17 protein-coding genes are annotated in these 14,467 nt (G+C 64.0%); 10 read left to right on the plus strand and 7 right to left on the minus strand.

The annotated features are described in order from the left end of the window. Positions 1-8 precede the first annotated feature (8 nt). On the minus strand, positions 9-284 hold the full coding sequence (locus ACP7BZ_RS00435; protein ID WP_426109671.1) for a hypothetical protein: 276 nt from the start codon (positions 282-284) through the stop codon (positions 9-11). Positions 285-383: 99 nt separating this feature from the next. Between ACP7BZ_RS00435 and ACP7BZ_RS00440 the strand changes: the two genes are divergently transcribed. From ACP7BZ_RS00440 to ACP7BZ_RS00450, 3 genes are all read left to right on the plus strand, one after another. After that, the gene (locus tag ACP7BZ_RS00440) at positions 384-1,175 is read left to right on the plus strand and encodes a transferase spermidine synthase (protein ID WP_426109672.1); all 792 of its coding nucleotides are present in this window, start codon (positions 384-386) and stop codon (positions 1,173-1,175) included. 136 nt (positions 1,176-1,311) lie between these two features. After that, positions 1,312-4,143: a bifunctional diguanylate cyclase/phosphodiesterase gene (locus ACP7BZ_RS00445; protein ID WP_426109673.1), complete on the plus strand. Its 2,832-nt coding sequence runs from the start codon at positions 1,312-1,314 to the stop codon at positions 4,141-4,143. Positions 4,144-4,311: 168 nt separating this feature from the next. Further along, positions 4,312-4,518 carry a hypothetical protein gene (locus ACP7BZ_RS00450; protein ID WP_426109674.1) on the plus strand — a complete coding sequence of 69 codons (207 nt, stop codon included), beginning with the start codon at positions 4,312-4,314 and terminating at the stop codon, positions 4,516-4,518. A gap of 85 nt (positions 4,519-4,603) precedes the next feature. Here the strand turns inward: ACP7BZ_RS00450 and ACP7BZ_RS00455 are convergent, their stop codons facing one another. Next, complete coding sequence (locus tag ACP7BZ_RS00455; RefSeq protein WP_426109675.1) at positions 4,604-4,966, minus strand: hypothetical protein; 363 nt, start codon at positions 4,964-4,966, stop codon at positions 4,604-4,606. 137 nt (positions 4,967-5,103) lie between these two features. Between ACP7BZ_RS00455 and ACP7BZ_RS00460 the strand changes: the two genes are divergently transcribed. After that, the gene (locus ACP7BZ_RS00460; protein ID WP_426109676.1) at positions 5,104-5,316 is read left to right on the plus strand and encodes a hypothetical protein; all 213 of its coding nucleotides are present in this window, start codon (positions 5,104-5,106) and stop codon (positions 5,314-5,316) included. A gap of 81 nt (positions 5,317-5,397) precedes the next feature. Further along, complete coding sequence (locus ACP7BZ_RS00465; RefSeq protein WP_426109677.1) at positions 5,398-5,523, plus strand: hypothetical protein; 126 nt, start codon at positions 5,398-5,400, stop codon at positions 5,521-5,523. A gap of 221 nt (positions 5,524-5,744) precedes the next feature. On the opposite strand, the gene ACP7BZ_RS00470 is transcribed toward ACP7BZ_RS00465, so the two are convergent. After that, on the minus strand, positions 5,745-5,984 hold the full coding sequence (locus ACP7BZ_RS00470; RefSeq protein WP_426109678.1) for a hypothetical protein: 240 nt from the start codon (positions 5,982-5,984) through the stop codon (positions 5,745-5,747). A 157-nt stretch (positions 5,985-6,141) separates the two neighbouring features. Here ACP7BZ_RS00470 and ACP7BZ_RS00475 point away from each other — a divergent pair, with 157 nt between their 5' ends. From ACP7BZ_RS00475 to ACP7BZ_RS00490, 4 genes are all read left to right on the plus strand, one after another. Next, positions 6,142-7,059 carry an alpha/beta hydrolase gene (locus ACP7BZ_RS00475; protein ID WP_426109679.1) on the plus strand — a complete coding sequence of 306 codons (918 nt, stop codon included), beginning with the start codon at positions 6,142-6,144 and terminating at the stop codon, positions 7,057-7,059. Positions 7,060-7,210: 151 nt separating this feature from the next. Continuing rightward, positions 7,211-7,717 (plus strand): chemotaxis protein CheW, encoded by a 507-nt coding sequence (locus tag ACP7BZ_RS00480; RefSeq protein WP_426109680.1) that lies wholly within the window; start codon positions 7,211-7,213, stop codon positions 7,715-7,717. A gap of 108 nt (positions 7,718-7,825) precedes the next feature. After that, on the plus strand, positions 7,826-8,839 hold the full coding sequence (locus ACP7BZ_RS00485) for a L,D-transpeptidase family protein (protein ID WP_426109681.1): 1,014 nt from the start codon (positions 7,826-7,828) through the stop codon (positions 8,837-8,839). A gap of 70 nt (positions 8,840-8,909) precedes the next feature. Further along, the gene (locus ACP7BZ_RS00490; protein WP_426109682.1) at positions 8,910-9,626 is read left to right on the plus strand and encodes a M23 family metallopeptidase; all 717 of its coding nucleotides are present in this window, start codon (positions 8,910-8,912) and stop codon (positions 9,624-9,626) included. A 64-nt stretch (positions 9,627-9,690) separates the two neighbouring features. On the opposite strand, the gene ACP7BZ_RS00495 is transcribed toward ACP7BZ_RS00490, so the two are convergent. Beyond that, positions 9,691-10,371: a glutathione S-transferase family protein gene (locus tag ACP7BZ_RS00495; RefSeq protein WP_426109683.1), complete on the minus strand. Its 681-nt coding sequence runs from the start codon at positions 10,369-10,371 to the stop codon at positions 9,691-9,693. Positions 10,372-10,496: 125 nt separating this feature from the next. Here ACP7BZ_RS00495 and ACP7BZ_RS00500 point away from each other — a divergent pair, with 125 nt between their 5' ends. Next, a complete protein-coding gene (locus ACP7BZ_RS00500) occupies positions 10,497-11,069 on the plus strand; it encodes a TetR/AcrR family transcriptional regulator (RefSeq protein ID WP_426109684.1) in 573 nt (190 codons plus the stop codon). 57 nt (positions 11,070-11,126) lie between these two features. Here ACP7BZ_RS00500 and ACP7BZ_RS00505 read toward each other — a convergent pair whose 3' ends face one another. From ACP7BZ_RS00505 to ACP7BZ_RS00515, 3 genes are all read right to left on the minus strand, one after another. Beyond that, complete coding sequence (locus ACP7BZ_RS00505) at positions 11,127-12,908, minus strand: M4 family metallopeptidase (RefSeq protein WP_426110486.1); 1,782 nt, start codon at positions 12,906-12,908, stop codon at positions 11,127-11,129. A 317-nt stretch (positions 12,909-13,225) separates the two neighbouring features. Next, positions 13,226-13,570, minus strand: coding sequence for a hypothetical protein (locus tag ACP7BZ_RS00510; protein ID WP_426109685.1), 345 nt, complete (start codon positions 13,568-13,570; stop codon positions 13,226-13,228). A 96-nt stretch (positions 13,571-13,666) separates the two neighbouring features. Then, complete coding sequence (locus tag ACP7BZ_RS00515) at positions 13,667-14,053, minus strand: hypothetical protein (RefSeq protein WP_426109686.1); 387 nt, start codon at positions 14,051-14,053, stop codon at positions 13,667-13,669. Positions 14,054-14,467: the final 414 nt, after the last annotated feature.

A 14,467-nucleotide genomic window follows, 5' to 3' on the forward strand; every position in this document is an offset into this window, starting at 1 on the left:
GCCTGCAGCTAGACTTCGTGCTCGACGCTGCCGCTGCCATCGCCGATGCGGCTGGCCCAGGCCACGCTGAAATAGGCTTTTTCAGCGTCGCCCGGGGCGTCGATCCAGAACACGATCAGCGTGCCCTTGTGGTCGTGCAGCTGGCTGATTTTTTCAATCAGCCCGGTACAATCGTCGCGGTCGGCCAGCGCCATCACGTACCCGTACACGCGGTTGAGCCGCTCGATGCGGTCCGGTTCGGTTTGGCTGTTGGTGGCGGTCAGGGCAGGATGGTCGAGGAACATGGTTTCTCCGAAGTCGATAAAGCAGCTTAGCAGAAACGGCGGGGCGGCAACAAGCGGCGCGGGCGGGCGCCTGAGGGCACATGACTGTATACTGCGCCGATGTCGATCCCCGTCCCCCCTGCCAGCTGCCCGCCGACGCCACCGTTGGTGACCACCTGCGGCGACATCCGCACCCTCGCCTTCCGTCCCGGCGAAGTGCAGAGCGAAATGCGGCTGTCGCGGCCGCACCGGCTGACCTTGGCTTACGTGCGCGCGATGATGCTGTTCGCCCTGTTCGTGCCGCGTCCCCGTCACATCCTGATGGTCGGCCTGGGCGGCGGCTCGCTGGCCAAGTTTTGCTACCGCCATTTCCCCCACACGCGCATCACGGTGCTCGAACTGCGCGCCGACGTCATCGCGCTGCGCGACGAATTTTGCGTGCCGCCCGATGATCACCGGTTCCAGGTGGTGCACGCCGACGCCTGTGTGTATATCGCCAGCCTGCGCCAGGCGGTCGATGTGCTGGTGGTCGACGGCTTCGACGCCGCCGGCCTGCCGCCGGCACTGGTGGCGTCGCGCTTTTACGCCGACTGCCGCCGCGCGCTGGTCGACGGCGGCGTGCTGGTGGCCAATATCTTCAGTTACGACCCCCAGTATGGCGCCATGATGGGGCGACTGGCGCTGGTGTTTGGCGAGCGCCTAGCGCGTGTCGCCGGGGTGGCCGGCAATAACCGCATCGTGTTTGCCGTGCGCGCACCGCTGGCCGCCGATGCGCCGCCGCCGCCGGGACGGGCGCTGGCCGTGCAGCGGTGGCTGGCGCAGCGCAACGGCGTCGGCCTGAACTGGCTCAACCGCCTGCTGGTACGCGCACTGCTGGCCTGGCTGGTGCTGCGGCGCCCGGCACCAGTCTGATGCAGATTGCATCAATATTGTTACCAATTTACAATTAATTTGCCGGTAATTGTGCGTTGTGACAAACTAGCACATTCACCATTGAGGGCCTGACGGCTCCTGGCCATTGAGGGAGCTGGACTTGCCGTATCGCCGTTTGAGATTACCCCGCTGGCTTGCGCTGTCGACCCTGATGACCTTCGCTGGCGGCATCGCCGCGAGCGCCCTGCTCAGTGCCGGCGTGCTGCAACTGGAACAGGACAAGCACCGCCTGGCGTTTGAACAGCAGGCCGGCATCCGCAGCGCCGCCATCGGTCGCGGCCTGGACCAGGCAGTCGAGCTGGCGGTGGTCACCAATGCGCTGTTTCAGAGCGTCTGGCCGGTCACGCGCACGCAGTTTCACGACTTTACCGCGCCGCTGCTGGCGCGCAACCGCTTCATCAAGTCGTTCTCCTTTCACCGCCGCGTCAGCGACGCCGAGCGCGCCGGCTTCGAGGCGACCCTGGCGCAAGCCCATCCGGCCGCCACCATCACCGAGTGGCGCGACGGCGCCGTGCGCCCGGCGCTGCGGCGGCCCGGCTATACACCGGTCGACTTCATCGAACCGTATGCCGACAATGAAGTCATTCTCGGCTTCGATTCCAGCAGCATCGCCTCGTACGAAGCGGCACTGGCGCGCGCCATCGATCAGGGGCGGCCGGCCGCCACCACCCTGATGCGGCTGTCGGCAGGCGAGCCGGCCCAGCGCGGCTTTCTGCTGGCGATGCCGGTGTACCGCCACGGCGCCGACCTGGGCAGCGCGTCAGCGCGCCGCGCGGCCATGATCGGCAACAGCGCGGTGATCATGCGGGCCGACGACCTGGTCGAGATTATCCTGTCGAGCCAGCCGCCCGACCGCGACCTGCTGGTGACGGTAGCGGCCAGCGCCGACCAGGGTCGCCTGCAGACGGTGTTCGGCGCCGCGCCGCCGGCCCGGGTACACCACTGGCCGGTGCTGGCCGCCCCGCCCCATTTTATGCGCAACCTCGACGTCGGCGGCCAGACCTGGCGCGTCGAAGTGCACGCGCGCCCGCGGCCGCTGCTGGCCGATCACCTGGGCGCGCTGCTGGTGGCGGTAGGTGGCTTGATGCTCACGCTACTGCTGTCGGCGCTGGTGCAGTCGCTGGCGCAGCGCTCGCGCCGCGTCGAACGGCTGGTGCAGGAACGCACCGCCGACTTAAAGATGTCGAACCAGCGCCTGCTCGACGACGTCATCGACCGCCAGCGCGCCGAACACGCGCTGCAGGAGAGCGAGCAGCGCTTCCGCCAGCTGGTGACGATGTCGTCGGACTGGTACTGGGAACAGGATGCCGACTGCCGCTTCACTTCGATTACCGGCGGCTTTGTCGAGAAGGCGGGCGTACCGATCGAGCGCCTGCTGGGCAAGACCCATTGGGAAACTGCACGCGACCGCCTCGCTGACGAGCATGGCCGCGCCCACCTGGCGCAAATCGCCGCCCGCCAGGGCTATGCGGGCTTCGAATACGCCGTGCTCGACGATTACGGCGCCACCCGCTGGTTCAGCATCAATGGCGAACCGCTGTTCGACGCCCAAGGCGAACTGCGCGGTTACCGCGGTACCGGCACCGACATCACCGCCCGCAAGCGCTCGGAGCAGGCGATTCACCACGTCGCCCAGCACGACGTGCTGACCGGTCTGCCCAACCGCAGCCTGCTGCAGGACCGCCTCAGCCAGGCGGTGGCAGCGTCGCGCCGCAGCGAGCGCCCGGTGTGGGTCATGCTGATCGACCTCGACCGCTTCAAGTTCGTCAACGACTCGATGGGCCACAAGGCCGGCGACGTGCTGCTGGTGACGGTGGCGGCGCGCCTGCGCGGCGCCTTGCGCGACGCCGACACCGTGGCACGGCTGTCGGGCGACGAATTTGTCGTCCTGCTCACCGAGCACGACGAGCAGCCGCTCTCGATCGATATCATCGAGCGCCTGATGGCGTCGGTGGCGCAGCCGGTGATGTTGGGCATCAAGGAGTTTTTCGTCACCTGTTCGATCGGCGTGGCTGTCTATCCGCTCGACGGCGCGCCGGCCGACAGCCTGATCGAGATGGCGGACATCGCCATGTACCGCGCCAAAAAACTGGGCCGCAACAACTTCCAGTTTTACACGCCGGCCATGAACGAGGAAGCGACCGAGCGGGTGCGCATCGAAAGCGCCCTGCGCAATGCCCTCGAACGGCGCCAGTTCGTGCTGCACTACCAGCCGCAGGTCGATCTGCGCAGCGGTCGCATCGTCGGTATGGAAGCGCTGATCCGCTGGCAGCACCCGGAAATGGGCATGGTCGCGCCCAACCGTTTTATTGGCGTCGCCGAGGAAACCGGCCTGATCGTGCCGATCGGCGCCTGGGTACTGCGCACTGCCTGCCACCAGGCCAAGGCCTGGCACGATGCCGGCATGGGGCCGTTGCGGGTGGCGGTCAACCTGTCGGCGCGCCAGTTCAGCGCCGCCAGCCTGTTGGGCGACCTGCGCAGCGTGCTGGCCGAGACGGCACTGCCGCCAGCCTGCCTGGAAATCGAATTGACCGAAAGCCTGTTCATGAGCGATGTCGGCGAGGCGGTCGAACTGCTCCATGCGATGAAGGCGCTGGGCGTCAAGCTGGCCATCGACGACTTCGGCACCGGCTATTCGTCGCTGTCCTATCTGTCGCGCTTCCCCATCGATGTGCTGAAAATCGACCGTTCCTTCGTCGCCGCCATCGCCCGCGATTCGAACGATGGCGCCATCGTCAACTCCATCATCACCCTGGCCCATAACCTGAAGCTGGCGGTGATCGCCGAGGGCGTCGAGACGCTCGACCAGCTCGATTACCTGCGCCGCCATGAGTGCGACCAGATGCAGGGCTTTTATTTCAGCAAGCCACTGCCGGCGGAGCAATTTGCCGCACTGGTCGCCAGCGCCCATGCCAGCATGGATGCCGACGACAGTGTCGCCCAGTGATGGGGTGCGGCTGGCACCGTCCGCCCATCAAGAAATTTCTGGTATTAAAGGAAATTTGCATGACAGATGGTCATCATTGGGTCAATTTGGTTTATGATTTGAATCAACGCGAGGAACGTTTTATTCGCTCCACGCAGTCCAACCTTTGAATCGGCCAAGAGAACCATCATGACACTGAGCACCGCATCGCAACAGCACCACGGCGTCAAGCAAGTGCGCAACGATTTTCGCACCCGTGACGTCATCAACCAGGCCATCGCATCGATCCCCACCGTCGGCCTGCAACGTGCTGCCGAGTTCCTGTCGGCGATGAACATTCCTGCCGATCTGGCAGTGCGCACCCTGGTGTACCCCAGCCGGCGCCGTCAGATGTAATGCAGCACATGAAAAAACCGGCCTTGGCCGGTTTTTTTACACGCGCAGTTGCCGCAACGTCCAGCGCGCCCGTGCGCCACCCGCTTCAGGCGCGCGCTTCGATGTCGGCCAGCGAGTCGCGGCCCTTGTCGGTGATGTCATAGCCGCCGTCTTCCCGCGCCACGATGTGTGATTTTTTGCCAAGGAAATTGGCCACATCGGTGGCCACGCTGGCTGCCGGATCGGCGCTAAGCGCCCGCAAGGCGCCCACGCAGCGGCGCAGAAACAGCATTTCCTGGCCTTTTTCGGTCAGACCGACGCGGCCGTCACGGCCGTATTGCAGCAATTTCAGACCAGACAGACGCTTGGCGTTGCGACCGACGCAGGCATTGACCCGCTCCGGCGCAGGCCCTTTTTCCAGGTGTCCCAGCGCGTCGTATTCGTCGGTGGTCAGTTTTTCGTTTTTCATTGCCGCTTTCTTAATCCAGGGTCGGCGCCCATGGTAACCGCGCTGCGAGGACGCGGCAAGCGGTGATCGACGACGAGCGCGGCGATGCCGGCGACCATGCCGGCAAGCGCGAACGCGGCGCCAAGGCCAATTAACGCATGGCCGTCAAGATTAGCCAGCTCAGGGGAATGATGGCGCCCAACACCAACAATGCCTGCAGCTTGCGCGAGGTAAATGGAGAAGCGCGTCCCAGGCGAATCTTATTGTGTAGCGAGTTTCCCATAACGCTCTCCATCTCCGGTTGGTTGATGCTGCAAAATCATTATATGACTGTGCGCTGGCAGCACGCGCAGGGCGCCAAGTTAATTTAACTTTGTAGGTTTTTAGCAACAAATATTGCTTATTGCAAATAGAATAAATCAAATACTACAAGGCTCTATCTATTACCTTAAATGCAATCCGCCTTGATCGGTGGCGCGGCCGGCATCGGTTCCTGGATGGGCGCCTGGTCGGGGGCCGGTACGTCGTCAGGCGGGGGACTCGGTGGCGGCGGCAAGTCGGGATCAGGCGTGGAGTGAAAATGTAGCCCGGCGTGCACCTGCGTGCTTTCAGCACTTTGCTGAAGTTGCTCAATAAAGCGATTGGTCATTGTCAGTTTTTTCTGCCGTAACTGGCGATATGAATCGTAGCGAACGGCCAGGCCGGTTTGCTTGCGTAAAGTCAAAGTGGGGGTCGCTGGTGGGGGCGTTGTTGCTTTCCTGAGCGGCGTGCCGCGGGGCGCCCCTGGCTGCGATCGCCCTTAGCCGGCCTGCATGGCCAGCACGTTGTCGATCTCGGTACGCGCCACTTCGATGGCGGCCACTTGCGCCGCCGCCTCGGTCATCTGGCCGTTGACCGTGTGGCTGCGCTGGCGCACTTCGCCCTTGCCGTCGACCGCCGTGAGGGTGTAATCGAAGTCCCAGCGGTCTTCGCAGTCCTGGCGGACGCTAACCGAGATGTTGTAACCGCGATACTGCTTGTTGTCATTCATTGATGTCATTTGGTCGCTCCTGAGGTTTTGACCAGACTAGCATGAAGAACGTTCCCGCCCGCGCGCGCAATCGTGCGCGCAGCAGCGCTCGCTGGCCTTGCTGCCAGCGCCCTGCGCTGGGTATAGTGCGGGAGCGCCGTGCTTCCCACCCATCAACGACACCACCATGACAATTTCCCTGCGTCCCCTTCTGCCCGCCCTGCTATGCGCCGGCCTGGCCAACGCTGCGCCGATGAAGCTGGCCGATTACCTGGCCCTGAGCGGCCCGCCGCCCACCGCCACCCTGACGTACGGCGCGGCGCCGTCACAGTTCGCCGAGCTGTTCCGCCCGGCCGGCCAGGGCCCCTTCCCCGTCGCCGTGCTGGTCCATGGCGGCTGCTGGACCAGCCAGTATGGTGGCATCACGCAGTTGCGCAACCTGGCCGGCGCCCTCAATGCGCACGGCATCGCCGTCTGGAACGTCGAATACCGGCGCGTCGATGAGCCAGGCGGCGGCTATCCGGGCACCTACCAGGACATCAATGCCGCGCTCGATCTGTTAGGCCGGCAGGCCGCTGCCCGCCAGCTTGACCTGGGCCGGGTGGTGGCCATCGGCCACTCGGCTGGCGGCCAGCTGGTGCAGTGGCTGGCCGGGCGCAGCCGGATTGCGCCAAGCAGCCCCTTGTTTCAGAGCGGCTTTTTGCCAATCAGCCAAATCATCAGCCTGGGCGGCCTGGCCGACCTGCGCCGCGAACAGGCGCTGATCAAGAGCAGTTGCGAGCGCGAGCTGGTAGAGCTGACCGGCCTGCCCAGCGCCGCCCGCTCCGATGTGTTTGCCGACACCAATGCGGCCGAGCTGATTCCCAACGGCAGCCACACGGTACTCATCACCGGCGAACTTGACACGGTATCGCCGCCGCGCGTGGCACACGATTACGCCGAACGGGCACGCGCCGCCGGCGACAGCGCCGAGGTCATCATCTTGCCGGGCGCCAGTCATTACGATGAAGTGGCCGCCAGTTCGCCCGCCTTCGCGCTGGTGCTGCCGGCCATCCGCGCCGCACTGGGACTGGCGCCGCCGCTGTCACAGCCACACAACAAATAAGCAAGATTCGGCGTGATTTGAGTTGTTATTTCCACAGGGCAAGTTAAACTTGCTACCTGGCCGTGATTTCGCGGCCCCGCTTCGCGTGCGGTCGCGACCGCGCCCGGCAGCCGCTCGCCGTCACCCGCCGTCACTTATCTGCAGGAACACCATGCTCAGTAACGAATCTACCCAGACCTCCCACCTTCACCACGCGCCGCCGGTGCACGATGAAAGCGGCCAGGAATTTCTCGCTTTCACCATGGGTGACGAGGAATACGGCCTCGACATCCTGAAGGTGCAGGAAATCCGCGGCTACGAAGCGGTCACCCGTATTGCCAATGCACCGGTGTTTTTCAAGGGTGTGATGAATCTGCGCGGCGTGATCGTGCCGATCGTTGACATGCGCATCAAGCTCAACCTCGGTACGCCCACCTACGACGCCTCCACCATCGTCATCGTCCTCAATCTGTCGGGCAAGATCATCGGCATGGTGGTCGACCGCGTCTCCGACGTCACCACCCTGACCGCCGGCCAGATCCGCCCGGCGCCTGACATGGGCGGCGACGTCGGCAGCGATTATCTGATCGGCCTGGGCACCCTCGACGAGCGCATGCTGATCCTGGTCGACATCGACAAGATGATGTCGACCCCTGACATGGCGGCGCTGAACGGCTAAGTACTTCGGCAAGACACGGTCTGTCTGCCGGTAAGTACGCTGGCGCACAGACTCTTTGTCCTGGTGGAATTAATCTGGTGATCCCCGATGACGTTCCCAGGACTCCTCTTGAAACTTGCCGCTGCCGTCACTTGCCTTACCACCGTGCTGCTGGCCAGCCTGAGCGCGCTGCCGGCGCCAGCTGCCGCCGGCCAGCCAGCACTGTCTGACTCGCTCGCGGCTGAACTGGTCAACGCCGCCGGCAAGGAGGCGTCAGTGCGGGGTACCGGCCGCCACATTGCAGCAGCCGCCATCGTGCGCGCCCAGGTGCTGCTCGACCGCGCCCATTTCAGTGCCGGCGAAATCGACGGTGCGCCAGGCAGCAACCTGAAAGCGGCGCTGGCCGGCTTTCAAAAAGCCCACGATCTTGCCGCTGACGGCACCCTCAATGCTGCCACCTGGGACGCCCTGAACAGCGATCCCAGCGACGCCTTGATCGGCTACACGGTGAGCGAGCAGGACGTCGCCGGCCCCTACCAGGCGGTCCCCGATTCGATGGCCGACAAGGCCAAACTGAGCAGCCTCGGTTTCGCCAGCATCGAAGAGGCGCTGGGCGAGCGTTTTCACGTCAGCCCCGCGCTGCTGCAAAAACTCAATCCCGGCAAGGATCTGCAGCGGGTCGGCGAACAGATAGTTGTCCCTCATGTCGAAGGCGCCGCGCCGTTGCCGAAAGGCGCCAGGATCGTCATCAGCAAGGCGGGCCGCACCCTGACCCTGTACGACACGGCCGGCAAGGCCATCGCACAGTTCCCCTCGTCCTCGGGCAGCGACCATGATCCCTTGCCGATCGGTCAGTGGAAAGTCAACGGCATCTCGAACAAGCCGGTCTACTGGTACAACCCCAAGCTGTTCTGGGATGCCAAGCCGGGCGACGCCAGTGCCAAGATCCCGGCCGGCCCGAATAATCCTGTTGGGGTGGCCTGGATCGACCTGTCGAAACCGCACTACGGCATCCACGGTACGCCCGTGCCTGCAGCCATCGGCAAGACCCAGTCACATGGCTGCATCCGCCTGACCAACTGGGATGTGGCGCTGCTGATCACGGCGGTTGGCGCTGGCACCGATGTGGTGTTGCAGGACTGAGCGCGGCGCCCGTTCTCAAGCACAAAAAAACGAAACAACAAAATAACAAACAACAAAACAGGAGATTGCCATGAAGTGGTTGCTGACCTTGATCTTCGGCGCCGTACTGGGCGCCGCCGGGCTGTTCGTCTACCTGCGCCAGGCCGCCCATGCACCGACCGCAACGCTGGTGGTGCCGGGCACGGGTGGCATCGTCGCACCGGCGGCGGCGCCGGCGCCGGCGCCGACGTCGGCGGCGGCCATCGAGCCGGCACTGCCACCGGCGCCGGTGGTACCCGCCGACCTCAACGAACTCGATCTGCCCCTCAAACCGAGCGCCGCCGACAGTGCTGCGCTGCGCACGTTGGCGCCCATGAATGGCGTCAAGCTGCGCATTCCGGTCGACGGCGTCAAGTACGCCAGCCTGGCGGACACCTTCAACCAGCCGCGTGGCAGCGAGCGCCACCACGAAGCGCTCGATATCATGGCTCCCACCGGCAGCCGGGTGCTGGCGGTGGCCGATGGCAAACTGGTGAAACTGTTCAACAGCAAGCCAGGCGGCCTGACCATTTATCAGTTCGATCCGACCGCCACCTGGGCCTATTATTATGCCCACCTGGACCACTACGCCGATGGTGTCAAGGAAGGCATGCTCCTCAAGCGGGGCGACCTGATCGGCTACGTGGGCGTGAGCGGCAACGCTGATCCGAAAGCCCCGCACCTGCACTTCGCCGTCATCGAACTGACGCCCGCCAAGCAGTGGTGGACCGGCAGCGCCATCAATCCCTATCCCCTGCTGGCCTACTAATGTGGTCAATCAGAAATTCGTTGAATAAATATGTCGAAATCGCTGCGATTCTCGGCATATTTATTCAACGAATTTCTGTCTCACCACGCCAGGCCCCCTCGTACAAGGCCATCTGATCGGCGTGCGCCTTGCGCGCCGCCGGCCGCGCGCGGCAACGCTGGTGATAAGCGTGCAGGTGCGGATACGCCGCCACCAGCGGTGTGTGGCGCACAATATTGAGTACCGACGCCATCAGGATGTCGGCAGCAGTAAATCCTCCGAGCAGATAGGCCCGTCCTTCCAGCACACGGTTGAGATCGGCCAGGCGCGTCTGCGCCTGCGCCAGCAAGGCCGGCCGGCGCAGGCTGGCCCCGGCGGCGGCGGCAGACAGATCGACATCGGCCAGCGCCAGCAGCGCCGGTTCGACGCTGTTCAGGGCGGCAAACATCCAGCTCAGGGTGCGGCTACGGGCGGCGGCGTCGGCGGGCATCAGGACGGGCGACGCCGCCGCGATATGGTGCACGATGGCGCCGGACTCGAACAGGCGCAAGGCGCCGTCGCGGTACGCCGGCACCTGGCCGAAGGGTTGGAGGGCGCGATAGGCGGGCAGCATTTTTTCATCGGCATCGACCAGCTCGACCCGGTAGGGAATGGCGGCCTCTTCCAGCGCCCAGCGCACCCGCAGGTCGCGCACCAGGCCGCGGGCAAATTCAGGTACCCATTTCAGGGTGATCAGGACGGGTCTGGCAGCGTCGTCGTTGGTCATGGCAATCTCCTCAAGGTGACAGTCAAAGCAGTCATCCCAGCGTAGCCACTGGCAAAATATGATCAAGAACATATTTTCGCGCGGCGCGATAATACGCGGACAGCCACGTCGAGAGGGGATCGACCATGCCTTACGACAGCGAACACAAAAGCCGCACGCGTGCGCGCATCGTCGATGCCGCGCGGCGGCTGTTCAATCGTCATGGATTCGAGCAGGTAACGATCGACCGCATCATGGCCGAGGCGGGTCTGACGCGGGGCGGTTTTTATCACCATTTCAGCGGCAAGGACCAGCTCTATGCGGTGGCAGTGGCCAGTTTCAGCATCTGCAATCCGTTCGCCGCGCGGCTCGAGCGCTCCGGCGACCCGCTGGCACTGGCCCGTTCACTGATCGAGATCTACCTGAGCGACGCCGTGCTGGCCGACATCGATGCGCATTGCCCCCTGTACGCGCTGCCCGGCGATGTCGCCCGCGCCGGTTTACACCCGCAAAAGGCGTATACGGCACTGATTGGCAACCTGACGGCGGTGTTCCGCAGCGCGCTCGGTGCGGCGCCCGATGCGGGCGCACGGGCCGAGGTCATCGTCGCCCTCTGCGTGGGCGGCATGGTGCTGGCGCGCACCACCGACGATGCCGACCTGCGCCGCAGCTGGCGGCGCTCGGCGCGCGCGCAGGCGCTCGCCCTGCTCGAGCGCTGACGGCCGGCGTACCGGATTGCCGGTGCGGCGCCGCTATCCATCGCGTCTTGCATCGCGCTATTCATCAATATCGGCCCCGACATTGATGGCCGCATAGGCGCGTTGCACCGCCTTGTGCTCGCGGCTGTTGGCACCGTACAGCTCCTGGGCTGCCAGCACCATCTTGGCACGGGCGTCGGCATAGTTGGTGCTGGCGGTGAACTTGGTGGTAGCGGCCTTGAACCAGATCCGGTAAGCCTTGTCGGCGCCGATGCCGCTCATCGCTGCCGGCTTTTTGATCAAGTATTTCGAATAAAAATCGCTCGCTGGCGTGGCGTTGGAACCCTGCGACAGGAAATAAAACATGCGATTGTTCGGGCCGCTGCTGTAGTGCACGTCCAGGCGCTTCAGGCTGGTACTCCAGGCGTCCGGGCTGGAGCCGTCCTTGCTGGGCTTGAACAGATAGCGCAGCGGTGTGCCATTCTTGCTGATTTCCTTGCCGACGCCCCAGTCATTGCCGCTGGCCGGAATGGTCGAGCCGGTGCCGCCGGCGCGCGCATACGCTTCCACCATCTCGCCATTGATATCGGAACTCGATTCATTCAAGCCACCCGATTCGCCCGAATAGGTCAGATTCGAGGTCGCTGCCGTGACCCCATGGCCCATTTCATGACCGATCACATCGATGGCGCCCAGGCTGCTAAAGGTCGAACCATCGCCGATGAACATGCATTTGCAGGTGTCGCTGTAATAGGCATTGTCGTAGCCGGAATTGACGTGGGCGGCAATATAGGTGGCGGTATTGTGGCCATCGAGCGACAGCCAGCCCATCGCCATTTTCAGCATGTCGTAGGTATTCATCAGGCCCCACAGGGCATTGACGGCCGCGGTCTGGCCATTGGCGTTGGTGGTCGAACCGCCGGCCACATACTGTTTGCCGTCGCCCCAGGTGTTGCTGGCATTGCTGTACACACGACCTGCGCCGGTGCCATGGTCGGCATTGGTAATTGCCATGGCGCCATACGCGCCGCCGGTGCCGCGCGAAGAATCGATCATCTGGTAGCTGCCTTTGGTGAGCGTGGTGTTGATGGCGACGGTGCCGTTGTACTGGCTGTTGCCGACGCCGACCACCGTTTGCAGCATGCTCCACTGGTTGAGCACATGGCCATTCTTGGCGCTGATGACGGTGTCGTAAAACAATGGTCGTTTGCCCAGGTGCATGCGGGTATGCACCAGGTAGGCCAGCTCATACGAGTCGACGACGTCGCGCACATCGAGGGCGTTGAGGTCGGCGTCGGTCTTGGTCAGCGCTGTCGAGAGCCGCTCGGTTTTGATGATCGGATAAATAATCAGCTCGGCGGTGGGCGGGATCTGGTACACGGCGCCGGCCGCCCCGCCCGGCAGGGTGCGCAGGGCGGCATCGATCGCCGCCCTTGTCGACAGGGTGGGCGTGACATCGAAATCGGCCGTCGATGGCCCCAGCCGGTTGGCAGCGCCACGCCCAAGGTTGTAGCTGCGCTCCGAACTCGATACGCTCACTGGTTTACCGGCACTGTCGGTGACGACGACGGCGTCGGCGCCGAAAATGCGCACGCCCTTGTAGGTTTGATCGAAACGGCTGACCTGGGTGCCCTGGGTGCCCGGATGCTGGCGCGCCAGTACCACGCCGTGGCTGGCATCGAGTCCATGGGCGGCATTTTGCGCCACCAGCATGGCCGCCAGGCTGGCACTGACGGCCGGCGGCAGGACCGCGGCAGGACTCATCAACTGGGCGGCGCCAGCCCTGACGTTGATCAGCAAGGGCATGGCGGCAAGGGTGCCGGCAAGGGTGCCGGCAAGGGAGCGGCTGCGGATCGGCATGGAAAACCCCATCAGGAAGAAAGCCCGCGGCACGGGCACCTCCGCATCTTGATTTAGCCTTGCGGAAATACTTTGCGCCGACGCAAACAAGCCCCGCTTGGCGCACACCATGCAGGGCTTGCTGGCGCAAAAAATGCGCGGCGGATCAGGCAATCATCGGCTTGCCCAGCCGTCATCACGAGGTCATGACGCTGTCATGGTGCCGTCATTACGCCACGCTATGATCGCGGTGTTTGGGGGCCGGATGCGGTCTGCCAGCAGCTTTGCCGGTCAGCTCGAGCATCGGCACCAGACAATCGGGGCAGCAGCGCCAGCATTTAACGCTCGCCCCAGGCACGCTCATGGCGCCAGTGCTCGCGCCGCCACTGCTGGCGACGCCATTCTTCGCGGCGCATTTCTTCGTGGCGCAGCCACTGGCGGCGCCGCCATTCACCCTCGTAGTGCGAGCGCTCGCGGTGATCGTAGCGGCTGTCGAAATAACCCTGTTGCAACACGCGCGGCGGACCATACTGGACCAGCGGCGGCGCGTAATAGGCTTGCGGTTGCACATAGACGGGGGCGCCAAGCTGCACGCCGACCCGCACCTGCGCCGCTGCCGGCAGCGCCGTGACGGCCGCAGCCAGAACGGCGGCGGCGCTGGCAAGCTTGATCAATGTTCTCATGATGGTCTCCGGTGTTGTACGCTGCACGCTGCAGTGAGGACCACTGTAAGCGCCGAAGGTGACATCGGGTGAAAGGAGCCGGCAACAGATGTAACATCAGGTAAGGCAGTTCTCCGGGTTGCTGGCGCGCGCGCGATGGCGCGGCAGCAAACTCGTCTCCGACAGCACGCGGCCATAGCGGTTGCAGACGACGCCGGCATACGGTGCCAGCGTGGTATCGAGCTCGGCGTCGAAATCGCACTGGTGGTTGCCAGGCCAGGCGCAAAACTGGGCAATGGCGGTGCGGATCAGCTGCGCATTAGTGCGCTCGGCGGCGACCAGGTCCTGCACCACGCAGTTCTTGAAACGCACGGTGTAAGTGCCGGCAAAGCTGCCGTCGCGACTGCTGATCTTGAACAACTTCGGCAAGCCGAAACCATGCTTGCCCGAGGTATTCGTGTCGATTTGACAGGGTCCCCACGATTCGTTATCAAACAAGTACAAGTTGCGCCTCCACTTTTCCGGGTGAGATGTTTCACGATGAGGCGCGCCGGCAACGCTTCCTGTACTGATATACGCCGGCGGCGGCCGATCGGATGCAGACATTTGGAAAAGGCGCTGTCCCCGTTAAGTATGGAAGACCCCGATTGCCGCTTGCGGCAGGGTTTGCGGACAGTCGATGCGCTGCTGGTCGTGGGCCCAGCGCAGTCAGGCTGAGGCTGATGCTGAGGCTGAGGTTCCAGTTCCAGTATCTGCCTGCGCTGGCGCCTGCGGCCTTCGGCAACCTGGGTGGTTCATTTGCTCAAGCTGCGCGCCTCCATGGCGGTCTGCGGCGACGCCACGATGCCGGTCAGAGCGCAACATTGAAATACCATTGACTACTTTACGCCGACAGCGCGCTGTAAAAAACCGCCCATC

The organism is Massilia sp. PWRC2, assembly GCF_049896725.1.
Lineage (GTDB): Bacteria > Pseudomonadota > Gammaproteobacteria > Burkholderiales > Burkholderiaceae_D > JAFCUW01.

Coding starts and splice junctions, on each gene's coding strand:
- ACP7BZ_RS00435 (WP_426109671.1), bottom strand. CDS start 284: ATGTTCCTCGACCATCCTGCCCTGACCGCCACCAACAGCCAAACCGAA.
- ACP7BZ_RS00440 (WP_426109672.1), top strand. CDS start 384: ATGTCGATCCCCGTCCCCCCTGCCAGCTGCCCGCCGACGCCACCGTTG.
- ACP7BZ_RS00450 (WP_426109674.1), top strand. CDS start 4,312: ATGACACTGAGCACCGCATCGCAACAGCACCACGGCGTCAAGCAAGTG.
- ACP7BZ_RS00455 (WP_426109675.1), bottom strand. CDS start 4,966: ATGAAAAACGAAAAACTGACCACCGACGAATACGACGCGCTGGGACAC.
- ACP7BZ_RS00460 (WP_426109676.1), top strand. CDS start 5,104: ATGGCCGTCAAGATTAGCCAGCTCAGGGGAATGATGGCGCCCAACACC.
- ACP7BZ_RS00465 (WP_426109677.1), top strand. CDS start 5,398: ATGCAATCCGCCTTGATCGGTGGCGCGGCCGGCATCGGTTCCTGGATG.
- ACP7BZ_RS00470 (WP_426109678.1), bottom strand. CDS start 5,984: ATGACATCAATGAATGACAACAAGCAGTATCGCGGTTACAACATCTCG.
- ACP7BZ_RS00475 (WP_426109679.1), top strand. CDS start 6,142: ATGACAATTTCCCTGCGTCCCCTTCTGCCCGCCCTGCTATGCGCCGGC.
- ACP7BZ_RS00480 (WP_426109680.1), top strand. CDS start 7,211: ATGCTCAGTAACGAATCTACCCAGACCTCCCACCTTCACCACGCGCCG.
- ACP7BZ_RS00490 (WP_426109682.1), top strand. CDS start 8,910: ATGAAGTGGTTGCTGACCTTGATCTTCGGCGCCGTACTGGGCGCCGCC.
- ACP7BZ_RS00495 (WP_426109683.1), bottom strand. CDS start 10,371: ATGACCAACGACGACGCTGCCAGACCCGTCCTGATCACCCTGAAATGG.
- ACP7BZ_RS00500 (WP_426109684.1), top strand. CDS start 10,497: ATGCCTTACGACAGCGAACACAAAAGCCGCACGCGTGCGCGCATCGTC.
- ACP7BZ_RS00505 (WP_426110486.1), bottom strand. CDS start 12,908: ATGCCGATCCGCAGCCGCTCCCTTGCCGGCACCCTTGCCGGCACCCTT.
- ACP7BZ_RS00510 (WP_426109685.1), bottom strand. CDS start 13,570: ATGAGAACATTGATCAAGCTTGCCAGCGCCGCCGCCGTTCTGGCTGCG.